At 60.0% G+C, this 15,759-nt stretch carries 13 protein-coding genes and 1 tRNA gene; 3 read left to right on the top strand and 11 right to left on the bottom strand.

Features of this window, described 5'->3' with window-relative positions; translation table 11 throughout:
• Positions 1-111 precede the first annotated feature (111 nt).
• From AC1DRJ_RS09075 to ptsP, 4 genes are all read right to left on the bottom strand, one after another.
• Positions 112-1,653: an alkaline phosphatase D family protein gene (locus AC1DRJ_RS09075; RefSeq protein WP_477801838.1), complete on the bottom strand. Its 1,542-nt coding sequence runs from the start codon at positions 1,651-1,653 to the stop codon at positions 112-114.
• 149 nt (positions 1,654-1,802) lie between these two features.
• Positions 1,803-3,542, bottom strand: coding sequence for a PTS fructose-like transporter subunit IIB (locus AC1DRJ_RS09070; protein WP_477801837.1), 1,740 nt, complete (start codon positions 3,540-3,542; stop codon positions 1,803-1,805).
• An 11-nt stretch (positions 3,543-3,553) separates the two neighbouring features.
• Complete coding sequence (gene pfkB, locus AC1DRJ_RS09065; RefSeq protein ID WP_477801836.1) at positions 3,554-4,495, bottom strand: 1-phosphofructokinase; 942 nt, start codon at positions 4,493-4,495, stop codon at positions 3,554-3,556.
• Positions 4,495-7,356 carry a phosphoenolpyruvate--protein phosphotransferase gene (ptsP, locus tag AC1DRJ_RS09060; RefSeq protein WP_477801835.1) on the bottom strand — a complete coding sequence of 954 codons (2,862 nt, stop codon included), beginning with the start codon at positions 7,354-7,356 and terminating at the stop codon, positions 4,495-4,497. The genes pfkB and ptsP overlap by 1 nt, the downstream gene beginning before the upstream one ends.
• A gap of 289 nt (positions 7,357-7,645) precedes the next feature.
• Between ptsP and cra the strand changes: the two genes are divergently transcribed.
• Complete coding sequence (gene cra, locus AC1DRJ_RS09055; protein WP_477801834.1) at positions 7,646-8,641, top strand: catabolite repressor/activator; 996 nt, start codon at positions 7,646-7,648, stop codon at positions 8,639-8,641.
• A gap of 3 nt (positions 8,642-8,644) precedes the next feature.
• On the top strand, positions 8,645-9,421 hold the full coding sequence (locus AC1DRJ_RS09050) for a TatD family hydrolase (RefSeq protein ID WP_477801833.1): 777 nt from the start codon (positions 8,645-8,647) through the stop codon (positions 9,419-9,421).
• Here AC1DRJ_RS09050 and AC1DRJ_RS09045 read toward each other — a convergent pair whose 3' ends face one another.
• The 4 genes from AC1DRJ_RS09045 to ampD all read right to left on the bottom strand — a co-directional run bounded on the left by AC1DRJ_RS09045 (position 9,422) and on the right by ampD (position 13,677).
• Positions 9,422-9,811 (bottom strand): hypothetical protein, encoded by a 390-nt coding sequence (locus AC1DRJ_RS09045; protein WP_477790647.1) that lies wholly within the window; start codon positions 9,809-9,811, stop codon positions 9,422-9,424.
• Between the two features lie 167 nt (positions 9,812-9,978).
• Complete coding sequence (locus AC1DRJ_RS09040) at positions 9,979-12,009, bottom strand: methyl-accepting chemotaxis protein (protein ID WP_477801832.1); 2,031 nt, start codon at positions 12,007-12,009, stop codon at positions 9,979-9,981.
• 274 nt (positions 12,010-12,283) lie between these two features.
• On the bottom strand, positions 12,284-13,120 hold the full coding sequence (gene ampE, locus AC1DRJ_RS09035; protein ID WP_477801831.1) for a regulatory signaling modulator protein AmpE: 837 nt from the start codon (positions 13,118-13,120) through the stop codon (positions 12,284-12,286).
• Entirely contained in the window at positions 13,117-13,677 is a 561-nt protein-coding gene (ampD, locus tag AC1DRJ_RS09030) for a 1,6-anhydro-N-acetylmuramyl-L-alanine amidase AmpD (protein ID WP_477801830.1), read from the bottom strand. The genes ampE and ampD overlap by 4 nt, the downstream gene beginning before the upstream one ends.
• Positions 13,678-13,829: 152 nt before the next feature.
• Between ampD and nadC the strand changes: the two genes are divergently transcribed.
• Positions 13,830-14,678, top strand: coding sequence for a carboxylating nicotinate-nucleotide diphosphorylase (gene nadC / locus AC1DRJ_RS09025; RefSeq protein WP_477801829.1), 849 nt, complete (start codon positions 13,830-13,832; stop codon positions 14,676-14,678).
• An 83-nt stretch (positions 14,679-14,761) separates the two neighbouring features.
• Here the strand turns inward: nadC and AC1DRJ_RS09020 are convergent, their stop codons facing one another.
• The 3 genes from AC1DRJ_RS09020 to AC1DRJ_RS09010 all read right to left on the bottom strand — a co-directional run.
• On the bottom strand, positions 14,762-15,067 hold the full coding sequence (locus AC1DRJ_RS09020) for a DUF6388 family protein (RefSeq protein ID WP_477801828.1): 306 nt from the start codon (positions 15,065-15,067) through the stop codon (positions 14,762-14,764).
• A 249-nt stretch (positions 15,068-15,316) separates the two neighbouring features.
• Positions 15,317-15,392, bottom strand: a tRNA-Thr gene (locus AC1DRJ_RS09015).
• A 132-nt stretch (positions 15,393-15,524) separates the two neighbouring features.
• Positions 15,525-15,759: S1 RNA-binding domain-containing protein (locus tag AC1DRJ_RS09010; RefSeq protein WP_477801827.1), on the bottom strand; the 235-nt coding region annotated here is incomplete at its 5' end.

Below are 15,759 nucleotides of genomic sequence, written 5' to 3'. Positions count from 1 at the left end.
CGCGAAGGGGGGCATGACATTCGACAGAGATGTTGGCTGTCAGTCCGCATTCGCGAGCAAGCCCGCTCCCACATTGGTTCAGTGGTGGATCAAAGAAACTGCGCAGCCCTCTCAAACCGGCTGCACTTTTTGCTCAAACACACTGACCCCATCCAGATCCCGCAACACCACCCTCATCTCCCCTGTCTGCCCGTCAATATTCACCTCGCCAAAAAACTGAAACCCGGCAAACGGTGAGGTGTTCTGCGCGGGCGGTGCCTTCTCGAATACCACCTCCGGCCCGAACGTCTTATCCAGCGTATCAGGCCCAAAATTCTGTGCGTTCAAAGGCCCGGCGATAAACTCCCAGAACGGTTCAAAGTCCTGAAACGCGGCACGATCCGGGTGGTAATGATGCGCCGCGCAGTAGYGGACTTCCGCCGTCAAAAATACAAAATTTCGCACTTGCTGCGCCCGCAAGAATCCCAACAATTCAGCGATTTCCAGTTCACGTCCCTGGGCCGGTCCTGGATCACCATTGGCCACAGCTTCCCACCGCGTCACGCCGGGGCTGACCTGACCGTCGGGCGCGCCAAGGCCAATCGACATATCGGCGGCGATGACTTTCCACTGTGCTTGCGAGCCTTTCATTTCCTGCTTGAGCCAGTCCAGTTGCTCACGCCCGAGAAAGGGTTTGGCAGCGCCGAGGTTGTCATCATTGGCGCCACGATAACTGCGCATGTCGAGCACAAACACATCGAGTAGCGGCCCATAGCCGAGCTTGCGATAAATCCGCCCGCCGCTGTCGGCGCTCTGCAAACGCATCGGTGCATATTCGAGCCAGGCCTGACGCCCGCGGCCGACCAGTTTGCGGATATCTTTCTCCTGGTAGCCTGCATCGAGCTGCTTGCCCGGCGACCAATTGTTCACCACTTCGTGGTCGTCCCATTGCCAGATCTGCGGGACCTCGGCGTTGAAGCGGCGGATGTTTTCATCCATCAGGTTGTAACGGTAGTTACCCCGATAATCGTCGAGGCTTTGCGCAACTTTGCTCTTGGCTTCGCTGGTGATGTTGCGCCACACCCGGCCACTATCAGTGGTGAGTTGCGCCGGTATCGGGCTGTCAGAGTAGATGGTGTCGCCGCTGTGGATAAAGAAGTCGGGCAGGCGCAACCGCATGGCTTCGTAGATGCGCATGCCGCCGATGTCCGGGTTGATGCCAAAGCCTTGGCCGGCGGTGTCGCCGCTCCAGACAAAACGAATGTCACGGCGGGTTTGCGGCACGCTGCGCAAATGGCCGAACCAGGGTTCGCTGGCGACACCGCTTTGGGCGTCTTCGAAGGACACGCGATAGAAAATCGCCTGATCGGCGGGCAGCCCGGTGAGTTCCACGCGTGCGGTGAAATCGGTGCGGGCATCGGCCAGCGGCGAGACCAATCGGCGTGGGTTGCTGAACAGGCTGCGGGTGTCCCATTCCACCACCATGCGCGCCGGGCGGTCGCTGCGGCTCCAGATCATCGCCCGGTCACCCAGCATGTCGCCGGACTGCACGCCGTCGGTGAGTTGCGGTCGATCCTTTACCGAGGCGATCACGGCCGGGGCAAGTCCCGGCAACAGCAGTCCGGCAGCCACCGCCTGCATGACTCGACGGCGACCGAGGTCAAATTCGCTCATGGTGTCCTCCCTGAAAAGGAAAACTTTCTTAACTGTGACACGCCACCTGCAGGAGCCAAGCTTGCTCGCGATGACGGTTTAAAATTCAACGAAAATGTTGACTGTTACACCGTCATCGCGAGCAAGCTYGGCTCCTACAGGGGTGGGTGTCAGGCGTTGGCGGGCTCTAGCGCCAGCTCCCCTACTTCCGGCCGTTTGAGCAGCGCATACGCCACCGCCGTCAGCATACTCCCGGCGACAATCGCCAGCAGGTACAACAGAGCATGATTGATCGCATTCGGGATCGCCAGCACAAACAATCCACCGTGCGGCGCCATCAGTTTGCAGCCGAAATACATCGACAATGCCCCGGCCAGCGCGCCACCGGCAATGCTCGCCGGGATCACCCGCAACGGGTCTTTCGCGGCAAACGGTATCGCCCCTTCGGAGATAAAGCACAACCCCAGCACCAGCGCCGCTTTACCGGCCTCGCGCTCGGTCTGGGCAAACTTGCGCCGCGCGATGAATGTGGCGATGCCCAAGCCAATCGGCGGCACCATGCCGGCAGCCATGGTCGCGGCCATCGGTGCATAGCTCTGCGACGCCAGCAGCCCCACCGAGAACGCGTAGGCCGCCTTGTTGATCGGGCCGCCAAGGTCGACGCACATCATCCCGCCCAGCAGCACACCGAGCAGAATTGCGTTGGTGGTGCCCATGCTGTCGAGGAAGTGCGTCAGCCCTTCGAGCATCCCGGCCACCGGTTTGCCGACCACGTAAATCATCACCAGCCCGGTGAACAGACTCGCCAGCAACGGGATGATCAGGATCGGCTTCAGTGCCTCAAGACTCTGCGGTAAGCGCGCGTAGCGGTTGATCGCCTGTGCCGCATAACCGGCGATGAAACCGGCAATGATCCCCCCGATAAAACCGGCCCCCAGGGTGCTTGCCAACATACCGCCAATCATTCCGGGCGCCAGGCCCGGTCGGTCGGCAATCGAGTAGGCGATGTAACCCGCGAGCAACGGCACCATCAACTTGAACGCGGTATCACCGCCGATCTGCATCAGCGCTGCCGCCAACGTGCCGGGTTCCTTGAACGCGGTGATGCCGAACACAAAGGACAGCGCAATCATCAACCCGCCTGCCACCACCATCGGCAGCATGAACGACACACCGGTCAGCAGGTGTTTGTAAACGCCCGTCTTCTCTTGCTTGGCCGGGCCTTTGGAACCGGTGGCGGCGGTTTCCTGCCGGCCTTCGGCCAGCGCCTTGTTCAGCGTCGCTTCGGCCTGTTTCAGCGCAATGCCGGTGCCGCAACGATAAATCTTCTTGCCGGCGAAACGTTCGGTGGCGACTTCGATATCACAGGCCAACAGCACCACATCGGCATCGGCAATCGCCGCTGCGCTCAACGGATTACGCGCGCCGACCGAGCCTTGGGTTTCCACTTGCAGGTCATAGCCCAGACGCTTGGCCGCTTGCTGCAGGGCTTCGGCGGCCATGAACGTGTGCGCAACACCGGTTGGGCACGCGGTCACCGCGACCAGTCGTGGCACGTTTTTCGTAGGGGTCGCGGGTTCGGCGACGACTTCGGGAGCAGCGTACACCTGTGCTTCTTCTGCGCCGCGCCGCAACACCGCTTCAACATCTTGCAGGGCTTGCGCCGGGGTGCTCTGGTAAACGCGCTTGCCAACAAATCGAGTCATGTCCACCGGCGTGCTGGTCACCAGCAACACCCACTCGGCGCCCTCGATGGTGGACGCCGACAGTTGCCGCTCCGGATGCGCCGCATCCACGACTTCGACGCAGGTCATCCAGCCCTGACGCTGAGCCGCCGCATCGAGCAAGCGTGCGCACAGCACACTGGTGACCATGCCGTTCGGGCAGGCCGTAACAATGCCTAACTTCATCACAAACCCTCTTATTGTTCTGTCAGGGGACGCACGCGCACACCCTGTTCGAGCTGCGCCAAATGCGCGGCATCGCCGATGCCGAAACCGATCTGGGTGACCGCCATTGCGGCAATCGCCGTGGCGGTGCGCAGGGTCTGTTCAGGCGTATCGGCGCTGAGCAGTCCATGCAGCATGCCGGCCAATAACGAGTCACCCGCGCCCACCGTGCTGGCGACGCTGACCTTGGGCGGCGTGGCATGCAGCGCCGAGCCGACACTGAACCAATTCACGCCATCCGCGCCGTGGGAGATCACCACGTGCTCGATGCCTTGAGCGTGCAATCGGCTCGCGGCTTCGGCCTGTGCCGCGACCGAAACGACCTCGCAGCCCAGCGCATCGGTCAGTTCTTCGGTGTTGGGTTTGATCAGCCAAGGGCCGGCCTTGAGTGCAGCGCGCAACGCTTCACCGCTGGTGTCGAGGGCGACGTTCAACCCGAGTTTTTTCAGGCGCACTATCAACGCCTGCAACCAGTGCGCACTGACGCCTTGCGGCAAACTTCCGGCGACGACGACCACATCATGACCTGGCGCAATCTGCACGAGGCGATCGAACAGATCCTGCTGCGCGGCTTCACTGACCCTCGGCCCCGGACCATTGATATCGGTGATGCGCCCGTCGCTTTCAGCCAGTTTGATGTTGCTGCGAATCTCGCCGGGAACACGGATAAACGCGTCGACAAAACCGCGTTTGGCGAACAGGGTTTCGAACGCCTGGAGATTGTCCTCCCCGAGGAATCCGCTGACGGTCACCTGATGACCAAGGTCCGCCAGCACTTGCGCCACGTTCACGCCTTTACCGGCGGCGTGGGTGTGCATGGCGTCGCTGCGGTTGACCTGACCGGGTTCCAGGCGCGGCATTTGGACGGTCAGGTCCAGCGCCGGGTTGAGGGTCAGGGTTAAAATACGGGCCATTAAAGAGCCTCCACTAATGCGCGCACTTCATCGGCGCTGCCCACGGCCAGGGCCTGTCGGGCGAGAATTTGCGTCTGGGCGAGGCTGAGTTCACGAATGCGCGCCTTGACCTCGGCAATGCTGCGACCCGACACGCTGAGTTCGTCCACACCCAGTCCAACCAACACCGGCACTGCCAGCGGATCTGCCGCCAACTCGCCGCACACGCCGACCCACTTGCCATGGGCATGCGCCGCACGCACGGTGATGTCGATCAATTGCAGCACCGCCGGGTGCAAGCCGTCGGCCTGGGCGGACAAGGTCGGATGACCACGGTCGATGGCCAAGGTGTATTGCGTCAGGTCGTTGGTGCCGACGCTGAAGAAGTCGACCTCTTTGGCCAGCACCGGCGCCAGCAAGGCGGCAGACGGCACTTCGATCATGATCCCCAGTTGCAGGTCGGCGACCGGGATTTCCAGGCGCAAGCGTTCAGTCATGTCCCGCGCCTGACGCCATTCATCGACGCTGCCCACCATCGGAAACATGATCCGCAGCGGACGGTTGTCCGCGGCCCGCAGCAAGGCGCGCAATTGGGCTTCCATGATTTTCGGGCGTTGCAATGTCAGGCGAATGCCGCGTACGCCGAGGAACGGATTTTCTTCCTTGGCGATGGGCCAATACGGCAGCGGTTTGTCGCCACCGACGTCAAGGGTTCGCACCACCAGCGGCCGGCCGGCAAGACCGTCGAGGACGCGACGGTATTCGACTTCCTGAGTGGCCTCGTCCGGCGCCTGCGGGTGGGCCATGAAAATCAATTCAGTGCGCAGCAGGCCAATGCCCTCGGCGCCCTGCTCTACCGCGCTGTTGACGCCCGCGCTTTCGCCAATGTTGGCGAATACTTCGACCGCGTGACCATCGGTGGTGAGCGCCGGTTGATGACGTTGTTCAGCGGCCCTTTGCAGACGTTGTTCGCGGGTGTCGCGTTCTTCGCTGGCCCGTTCCAAGGTCAGGGCATCGGCGTCCACATGCAAACGGCCGCGTTGGCCATCAATCAGCAACGGTGTTCCCGGTGCCAGAAGCAACACGGCCTCCCCAGCGCCGACCAGCGCCGGAATACCCAGCGCTCGGGCGACAATGGCACTGTGCGCCGTCGCACCGCCGCGGGCCGTGAGAATACCGGCGACGCGAGCCGGATCGAGACGCGCCACGTCGGACGGCCCCACTTCGTCCATCACCAGAATGTAAGGCTGGTCCGGCTCGCTCGGTGTTTCAACCCCGGCCAGTTGCGCCAGCACGCGACGGCCGATGTCGCGCAAGTCGGCGGCACGCTCGGCGAGCAAGGCGTCCTGCAACGATTCCTGCTGTTTGGCCGCCGCTTCGATCACCGCCATCCACGCCGCCTCGGCGCTTTCGCCTTGCTTGAGGCGGGTGTCGACTTCATCGGTCAGTTCCGGGTCGTCGAGCATTTCCTGGTGGGTGATGAAAATCTCGCGGATGGCCTTGGACTTGCTGCGTTCGATCAAGCCTTCGATGTCGCGACGCACCTGCGCCACTGCGTGTTTCAGACGCTCGCGTTCGATACCAGCAGACTCACCCCGCAACGGATAATCGATGATTTGCAGCACCTGAATATGCGCCGGGCCGATGGCAATGCCCGGGGCCGCAGCGATGGCTTGAATCACACTGCCGGACGCCGGGGCGAGCAGCACTTCGGCCACATCGGCGACTTCTTCGCGTTGTTGGCTCACCGCTGGCAACGGCTCGACTTCTTCCCCGAGACCTTCTTCGATGGCAGCCAACAGGGCCGGCAAGGCATCGGCGGCAATGCTCGGTTCGGCAACGAATTCCAGCACCTGGCCCCGACGGGCGCCGAGGCTGAGCAGTTTGCTCAAGCTTTTAACCGACACCGCGCTGTCCTGGCCGTCGACAATGCGCACGCGAATTTCACCTTCAAAACTTTTCGCCAGTTGCGCGAGGATCTTCGCCGGGCGCGCGTGCAAGCCGTGGGCGTTGGCCAGTGCGATGCGAGCGCTCGGCCAGTCCGCCGGCAGTTCGCCGCCCAGGACTTCGAGCACTTTGCGGCTGCTGGTGGCGCGGCCCAATTCGTGGCCGCGACCTTCGATCAGCAACGCACACAGACGTTCGAGCAAGGCCTGATGCGCTTCACCGAGGCTGGCCAGGCAGAACAGACCGCTGAGCGGCTGGCCGAGGTAGCGTATCGGTTTGTCCGGGGTGACGAAGGCCAGGCCTGGGCGCTTGACCGTTTGCTCGCTATGCAACCACCACAAGCCGTCGCCCAGTGGCAACGCTTCGACCTGTTGCAACACGGCAGAGAAACCGTTGCTCACGCAATCGGCCTGGCGCAGCAAACGCGCACCGCGCCAGACCAGTTCTTCGAAGTCATCGGCGGACACACCCAGGCCAATCATCTGCGCATCCAGCGCCAATTCCTGCGGCGCGCCTTGCAGCAGTTTCAACAAGGCCTCGGCGCTGCTCGCACGGCGCAAGGCTTGGCCCAGATCGGTTTCACCGAGGGCGCGGGTCAACAGTTGCAACAAACGCAGATGCTCATCGGACTTGGCCGCAATACCGATCGCCAGGTAAACGATCTGGCCGTCGCCCCAATCCACGCCCTCGGGGAACTGCATCAACCGCACGCCGGTGGAAAACACCAGATCGCGGGTTTGCGGTGTTCCGTGAGGGATGGCAATACCTTGTCCGAGAAAGGTCGAGCCCTGAGCTTCTCGCGCCTGCAAGCCGGCCAGATAGCCCTCGGCAACCAGGCCATCGGCGATCAGATGCTCGGCCAATAACTGTAACGCAGCGGACTTATCCACAGCCGATTGGCCCATGGAAATCTGCTCTAGGGTGAGCTCGAGCATGCTTTCTCCTTTTTGGCGTCTGATGACGCCAGGTATTGTTTTGATTGAATCAGCTTAGGCGCCTAATCTTCACCTTTGGCGGTTTCACGGCAGAACCGGCCAAAGGTGCTTACAGCTCCGAAAATACGCCTACTGAAACGTTTAATCTAGAATACTTGGCACGTTACTCGATAATGTCTCATCCTTGAAGCCCAACTTGTCGGATGTGCTTGGACATTAGTCGTCTGCCTGATTCGGGTAGGATTGGCGAAAATGTCGGGCAAGCTCGAAAAAACAAGGAAATCCCGAGTTGAAACTCAGTGATATCGCACAGTTGGCCGGTGTGTCCGTAACCACCGCCAGCTATGTCATTAATGGCAAAGCCGAACAGCAGCGCATCAGCAGTGCCACTGTCGAGCGCGTTCGCGCGGTCGTCGAGCAGCACGGCTTTACGCCCAATCCTCAAGCGGCCGGGTTGCGCAGTCGGCACACGCGCACCTTGGGCTTTATTCTGCCGGACCTGGAAAACCCCAGTTACGCACGAATCGCCAAACTGCTGGAACAAGGTGCCCGGGCGCGCGGCTATCAGTTGCTGATCGCCAGCTCCGACGATGCGCCGGACAGTGAGCGACAATTGCTGCAACTGTTCCGCGCCCGGCGCTGCGACGCGCTGATTGTCGCCAGTTGCCTGCCGCCGGGTGACGACAGCTATCGTCAGTTGCAGGCTAAAGGCATTCCGATCATCGCCATCGACCGGGTCATGGAGCCCGAGCATTTTTGCTCGGTGATCAGTGATGACCGCGAGGCCAGCCTGCATTTGACCCGCAGTCTACTGGACCCGTTGCCCAAGCAGATCGCCTTGATCGGCGCGCGCCCCGAGTTGAGTATCAGCCAGGAACGCGCGGCCGGCTTCAAACAAGCGCTGGACGGGTTCCAGGGCGAGGTGTTGATTGAGCATGGCGAATCGTTCAGCCGCGAGTGCGGCAAGCAGTTGATGGAAGAACTGCTCCAGCGTCTGGGTCATCTGCCAGATGCGCTGGTAACCACCTCCTATGTGCTGCTTCAGGGTGTGTTCGATGCCTTGCATGACTATCCGTTGAAAACCCGTCCGTTGCGCCTGGGTACGTTCGGCGACACGCAGTTGCTGGACTTCCTGCCGCTGCCGGTCAACGCCATGGCCCAGCAGCATCAATTGATCGCCGATAAAGCCCTTGCACTTGCACTGGCCGCCATCGAGCAGTCCGATTACCAACCCGGCGTGCAGGCCATCGCGCGGACTTTCAAGCAGCGTATTCGGCGGGACTGAACCGTGGAGCTGATCGACAGCCACACTCATCTGGATTTTCCGGATTTCGACGAGGACCGTCAGGCGCTGCTGGCCGAAAGCCGCGCCCTGGGTGTGCGGCGGATGGTGGTGCTGGGGGTTTATCAGGCCAATTGGCAGCGAGTCTGGGATCTGGTGCAAAGCGATCCCGACTTGCACGCTGCATTCGGTTTGCACCCCGTTTACCTGGAAGATCACCGCCCGGAAGATTTACGTGAACTCGCCGACTGGCTGACGCGTCTGGCCGGCCATCGGCAGCTGTGCGCAGTGGGCGAGATCGGTCTGGATTACTTCATCGACACCCTGGACCGAGAGCGCCAGCAGACACTGTTCGATGCGCAACTGCAGCTGGCGGTGGACTTCAATCTGCCGGCGCTGATTCATGTGCGGCGCAGCCATGCGGCAGTGATTGCCACGTTGAAACGCTTCCGCTTGAAACGCGCCGGGATCATCCACGCCTTTGCGGGCAGCAAAGAAGAAGCGCGCGAGTACATCAAGCTCGGTTTCAAACTGGGTCTGGGCGGCGCTGCGACCTGGCCACAGGCGCTACGCATGCACCGCGTGCTCGCTGATTTGCCCCTGGAGTCCGTAGTGCTGGAAACCGACTCACCGGACATGGCACCCGCCATGTTTCCCGGTCAACGCAACAGCCCGGCGCACCTGCCGGCGATCTGCGCGGCACTGGCGCAGATAATGGCAATCAGCCCTGAACAATTGGCAGCCGCCAGCACGGCTAATGCTTGCAAGCTGTTCAACTGGTAATCAGTCGGCGTGGGCCTTGGCGGCATCCAGAATCAGCGTGAGGTGTTGCCGTTGCCGGGCGAACTGATTGATGGAGTAGTAGACCAGAATCGCGATCAGCGAAAAATTCAGCTGTTCAACCACGCTGAGCATTCCGATCCATTCCATGACCAGCGCCACCAGGACCGCGGTGCACACCATCACCAGGGTGCTCGCCCGGAGCATGGCCAGTGAGTCGAGAGACTTGAAGCGCTTGATCTGTTTCGGGTCGATCAACTGCAAGGCTTTATGACAGTGAGTGCAGGCGAACGACTCGTTGATCGCAATGGCATTGATTTGCCAGGTTTCGAGCACACAGGTACACCCGCAATGGGCGCAGCGCCCCTGGACTCCGATCGTTGCGACAGACATAACCCCGCCTCCTCATGGCAAGCCCGAGTGAAAGATCCCCCTCATTGAAGACGAAAAATCAGAGCACTGAGGACAACAGGCCATTATCCGCCCGAAAAAATAAAAAGCACTACAAATTGTGTGTGAAATCTGTGGGAGTGAGCAAACTMGCTCCCACAGGGATTTTTTCAAACCCTGAAAGCGCTGATCAGGTGCTTGAGTTCCACCACCTGAGCCGACAACGCACGGCTGGCATCCTCGGTCTGGTGCGCCCCTTCTGCAGTGCGCTCACCGGCACGGTTGATCTCGACAATGTTCTGATCGATGTCGTGGGCGACAGCATTCTGCTGCTCGACAGCAGCAGCGATCTGCTGGTTCTGGTCAACGATCATGCCGACGGCGCCGAGGATGTTTTCCAGCGCCTGCTGGACCTTTTCCGACTGCCCGACCGTGCCGTCAGCCACCTGATGACTGATGCCCATGGCTTTCACCGCCGCGCCGACTCCGCTATGAAGCTTGCTGATCATCTTTTCGATTTCTTCGGTCGATTGCTGGGTGCGTTTGGCCAGCGTCCGGACCTCATCGGCCACCACCGCAAAACCACGCCCCTGCTCTCCGGCCCGCGCGGCTTCAATGGCCGCGTTAAGGGCCAGCAGATTGGTCTGCTCCGCGATGCTTTTGATCACTTCCAGCACGCGGCTGATGGACTGGCTGTCGCTGGCCAGTTGATTGATCACCAGCACCGACTGATCGATCTCACTGGCCAATTGCGCGATGCTGCCCTGCTGGGACGCCACCAGCCCGCGGCCGGTGATGGTCTCGTCATTGACGCTGTGGGCGCTGCTGACCGCCGCAGCCGCACTGCGCGCCACCTCGAGGGAGGTGGCCGACATCTGGTTCATGGCCGTGGCGACCTGCTCAATCTGCGTACGTTGCCCGGCCACCGCCTGGTTGCTCTGGGTAGAAACGCTTTGAACCTGCCCGGCCTGACGCTCGACCTCATTCACGGTCTTGCCGACGCGCTCGATCAGGTCATGGATTTTCTTCACAGTGCTGTTGAACACCTCGCCCAACTCGCCCAGCTCATCGCGGCTATGCGCGCGAAAGGTCACCGTCATGTCACCGGCTGCGACCTTATCCATCATTGCGCCCAGCCGCTTGAGGGTGGTGCGGGTTGAAGCGTAGAAGCCGCCGTAAAGGTAAAAAATCAGCACAAACACCACCGACAGCGCCACGGTCTGCAAGACCATGTGGGTGCGGTTTTGCTCCAGTCGCTGCTGCAACTGTGTGCCGAGGAACTTCAGCGTGGCTTCATTGAGTTGGTAAGTTTGGTCCATCAGGCCGGTGACCTGATCGTAAAAGCCCTGCCAGGGTGTATCGAGTGTGTCCGCCATCACCACTTTTTCTTCGAACAGCTCACTGGCTTTTTTCAGCGAGGCCTTGCTGCTATCAGCTTGCGCAGCCAGGGTTTCGCGCGCTGCCTTGCTGGAGCCCAAGGCGTCCTGCAGCTTCAGGCTGTATTCACCCTGAAGCCTTTCGATCTGTGCCAACAGCTCATCAAATCGAGTGCTCGACGCAGAGTTGATAAAGCCTTGCCCCAGCGAAAAGGAACCCATCGCCCGGCCTTCGCCCAGCAGTTGGGTCACACGCGGAGTGACGCTTGTGATCAGTTCGCTCAGTTGACGCATATCGCTTTGGCTGTCACGACTGAGGCCGGCCTGAGTGGCGATGATCTGGCTGAAAATCTGCGCGTTGCCGAGCAGTTTGCCGATCATGCCACTTTTGCTTTGCAGGGAAGTTTCCGCTTGCTGGGCCTTGAACGCGGCGATCATTTCATCGCGTTTGCCGTCGAAAGTCGTGATCTGCTCCGGATCAGTAGTCATCGCCGTCAGCCCTTGCAGGCGCGCCAGGATACTTTGCTCCAGCACGCCGATCTTCGACTCGACATTGCCGGCCTTGCCGGACTGGCCCAGCGTGACGTTGATCTGCACCAGATTATTCAGGGTCTCCAGGTCTCGCCGAAGGGTCAGACCGCTGCCCAGCAGGTCGAGGCTCTGCAGTTCGACTTGTGTGCCCTGAAATTCACGATAGGAGTCGCGCACCAGATAAAAGTTGGTGACCAGCATGGGCACAAGGAACAGCACGCTGATCAGGCTGAACTTCATGCCGAAGCTCAGGCGGTTCATTAGCGCGACGGCGGGATAGAGCAAGCTCTTCACTGGAAGTCTCCCTTTGAATTCTTATTTTTATTTGGCAGGCGCTAATTGGCGGCAGATAGCCACTATTCAGCGCTATCCCTGTATATCTTATATCGGCAGGGTGTTTTGTAACTTAAGGTTAAAGAAGGAAGGCGCGGACCTGTAGCAGCTGGCGCAGCCTGCGTCCGGCTGCGCAGCAGTCGTCATGAAGACACTGAGGAGTGTCAGATGTATTGCGTCATTGGATTGGCGACTGCTTCGCAGCCGGACGCAGGCTGCTACAGGGATTGAGGTGCTAAGAGAAGACAGTCCACAGCGCAAAACCGGCGTACCAGAGCACCGCCGCGCGCAGTAGCAACTCCCAGATCCGGTCCAGGCTGTTGATGCCATCAGGTCCGACGACCGGTGCCGGAATTTCGCCGGCGACCATCCCGACCTTCTCGATCAGCTGAGCGGCGCTGATGTTCCAGTTCAGCAACTCATGCAACATCACCCGGCCGACCGCCACAAAGTTACCTACCAGTGCAAAACTCGCCGCCAGCAAACGCACGGGCACCCAATCAAAGGCGTGACGCAATTGGGCCGCGCGCTCGACCACGGCCGGGTTCTGCCCATGCTCCTCGGTCAGTGCCAACAAGCGATAACTGAGCGCGGCAACCGGCCCCAGCAGGAAGTACCAGAAAATGACCGCAAAGAAACTCTGGTATGCCTCCCACAGCAGGTGCGCTTCAACCCGTTCCAGCAATTGTTCGGCGCTATCGGCGCAAATATCCAGGTCGCGTTCGGCCACATGCTCAGCGGCTTGTAGGTCTTCCCGACGCCAGGCATCGCGAAATGGCCCCAGGCCGGCCAGCAGATCGCCGCGCCCCAGGCTGTAAATCACCACCAGCAAATGCACCGGTAACGCCAGCAGACCATAGGCCACGGGGTCCAGCACCACCAGTAGCAACCCCAGCAGTGCGACCGGCAACAGCACCATAATGACCAGGATCAACCATGGCCGATCGATCAGACGTGGGGTGACCTCAAGCTTGTTCAGCTCGCGCACCCAACCGCCATCTCGTTGGACCCGATGGCGCAATGCCGAGAATTTCTCGATCCACACCGCCAACAGCAACACCACAAAACTCATTGTCCTTCCTCTTTTGCCAGGGCTGCGCGATAGCGCGCCCAGTCGAATGCCGGTCCTGGATCGGTCTTGCGCCCTGGGGCGACGTCACTGTGCCCGCAAATGCGCTGCGCAGTGATGCCGGTGTAGGCGTTTTGCAGCTGCCGGGTCAACGCCGTCAGCGCGAGATACTGAGCATCGGTGAACGGCAGATCATCCGTGCCTTCAAGCTCGATGCCCACCGAAAAATCGTTACAGGTTTCCCGGCCTCCGAAGCTCGAAACACCGGCGTGCCAGGCGCGCTCATTACAAGAGACAAACTGAGTGACAGTGCCATCACGCTCAATCAGAAAGTGGGCTGACACCCGTAAGTCAGCAATGCCTTCAAAATAAGGATGCTCCGTGACATCCAGACGATTCTGGAAGAATTCTTGCACTTTGCCGGTGGCGAACTGCGCTGGCGGCAAGCTGATGTTGTGGATCACCAGCAGCGAAATTTCGCCCGAGGGGCGCGCATTGAAGTTGGGTGAGGGGCATAAACGCACGTCCTGACACCAACCACTCGCGGGGTCCAACTGCATACAGGTTCCTTCAACGACGACTGTGTTGGCGCCCAGTATGCCGCGATAGCCCCTCCGGATGCGATCATTGCCGCGAATGGAACGTCTATGAGACCTTGGGTTGACTCGTGCCATGGCCCTATAATCGGATCACTTTGTTTGTGGAGCCCGATATGCCGAATCTACGTCTCGCCGACTTGACCGCCGAAATCGAAGCCAACGTACGCCGTGCGCTGCGCGAAGACATCGGCAGCGGCGACATCACCGCGCAGCTGATCCCGGCCGAACGCCTGGCAAAAGCCACCATCATCACTCGTGATGCCGCCGTCATTGCTGGCACTGCGTGGGTCGATGCGGTTTTCCGGCAACTGGACCCACGGGTCGCAGTGCATTGGCAGGTGAGTGACGGCGAACGGGTAAACCCCAATCAGGCGCTGTTCCACCTCGAAGGCCCGGCGCGCTCTCTGCTCTCCGGCGAACGCAGTGCACTGAACTTCCTGCAATTGCTGTCGGGCGTGGCCACGCGTGCGCAGTACCTGGCGGATTTTGTCGCCAACACCCAAGTTAAGTTGCTCGACACCCGCAAAACCCTGCCCGGACTGCGCCTGGCGCAAAAATACGCCGTGACCTGCGGCGGCTGCCACAACCACCGCATCGGTCTGTATGACGCCTTCCTGATCAAGGAAAACCATATCGCCGCCAGCGGGGGCATCCCTGAGGCCATTAACGCCGCGCACAAGATTGCCCCGGGCAAACCGGTGGAGATCGAAGTGGAAAGCTTGAGCGAGCTCAAAGAAGCTCTGGCGGCGGGTGCTGACATCATCATGCTCGATGAACTGAGCCTGGATGACATGCGCGAAGCTGTGCGCCTGAACGCAGGCAAGGCCAAACTGGAGGCCAGCGGCGGGATCAATGAAAGTACGTTGCTGCCTGTCGCCGAAACCGGGGTCGATTACATTTCGATTGGCGCGATGACCAAGGATGTGAAGGCTATCGATCTGTCGATGCGGCTCAGCCTCTAAGACGCAGCTACAAGCGGCAAGCTCCAAGCTTCAAGCAGTTTTGCTCTGACTTGTAGCTTACCGTTTGAAACTTGAAGCTGCTCTCAGACCACCAGATTGTTCATCTCGCAATACTCTTCCCACTCGACACCCAGCACCTCGGCCGCCTCCTTGTGCAGCACCAGGCGCGCAGCCTCGAACTCTTCCGGGGTGGAGGTGTACTTGAGCGTCAATTCCCACGGCTGCAAGCCCTGGGCTTCGGCCTCGTCCTCGAACGCCCATTGAATCTGGTCTTTCTGATCATCGGCCGGCAGGTCCTTGATCTCTTCGGCTAGCTGGGGCGAATCCAGCAAGTACTTTTTGAGCGCTTCTTCGTGTCTGGCTTCTTGGGTTAATTCTTTAACGGTCATGTTGTTCTCGCTGATCTGGGGAATGGAAGATGGATCTGGATCATCAAGGATCTCTCTGACGCAAAAAACCGGTTGAAGCCCGGTTTGTCTGGCCTTCAGAACCATTCGGGGATCATCTGAAAACTGCAAAGTTGTACGTGTGCAATACCGAATATAGGACGTTTGGTTGACGATTTATATGGACTTTTACTTCAATTCGACAAAAAACGCTGGAAGGGCTTTGAGCAGAAAGGTGAAACAGCAGAGGAGTGGTGCCCGAGACAGGAATCGAACCTGCGACCTTCGCGTTACGAGTGCGCTGCTCTACCAACTGAGCTACACGGGCAGTGGGCTAAACCTAGCACCGGGTTTCAGGGCCGGCAACTTCACGCCCCGTTTCACAGACAAAAAAAATGCCCCGCAGCTTTCACTGCGGGGCATTTTTTATAACGTTGTAGCAGTCAGGCGTGGGGAATAATTAAACGCCCGAAGCCTTGGCTGCTGCTACGTCTTTGATGGACAGCTTGATACGGCCGCGGTTGTCCACGTCCAGTACCAGTACTTCCACTTCCTGGCCTTCTTTCAGGATGTCGGTCACTTTCTCAACGCGAGCATCGCTCAACATGGAGATGTGAACCAGACCGTCCTTGCCAGGCAGGATGTTGACGAATGCGCCGAAGTCGACGATGCGTTCAACCTTACCAACGTAGATC

This window comes from Pseudomonas sp. P5_B2, assembly GCF_056400445.1.
This window is presented reverse-complemented; position numbering and strand designations above follow the sequence as displayed.

Excerpts from the sequence above, each read along its gene's own strand:
- AC1DRJ_RS09070 (WP_477801837.1), bottom strand. The coding sequence starts at position 3,542 with ATGAAGTTAGGCATTGTTACGGCCTGCCCGAACGGCATGGTCACCAGT.
- pfkB (WP_477801836.1), bottom strand. The coding sequence starts at position 4,495 with ATGGCCCGTATTTTAACCCTGACCCTCAACCCGGCGCTGGACCTGACC.
- ptsP (WP_477801835.1), bottom strand. The coding sequence starts at position 7,356 with ATGCTCGAGCTCACCCTAGAGCAGATTTCCATGGGCCAATCGGCTGTG.
- AC1DRJ_RS09045 (WP_477790647.1), bottom strand. The coding sequence starts at position 9,811 with ATGTCTGTCGCAACGATCGGAGTCCAGGGGCGCTGCGCCCATTGCGGG.
- ampE (WP_477801831.1), bottom strand. The coding sequence starts at position 13,120 with ATGAGTTTTGTGGTGTTGCTGTTGGCGGTGTGGATCGAGAAATTCTCG.
- ampD (WP_477801830.1), bottom strand. The coding sequence starts at position 13,677 with ATGCAGTTGGACCCCGCGAGTGGTTGGTGTCAGGACGTGCGTTTATGC.
- nadC (WP_477801829.1), top strand. The coding sequence starts at position 13,830 with ATGCCGAATCTACGTCTCGCCGACTTGACCGCCGAAATCGAAGCCAAC.
- AC1DRJ_RS09020 (WP_477801828.1), bottom strand. The coding sequence starts at position 15,067 with ATGACCGTTAAAGAATTAACCCAAGAAGCCAGACACGAAGAAGCGCTC.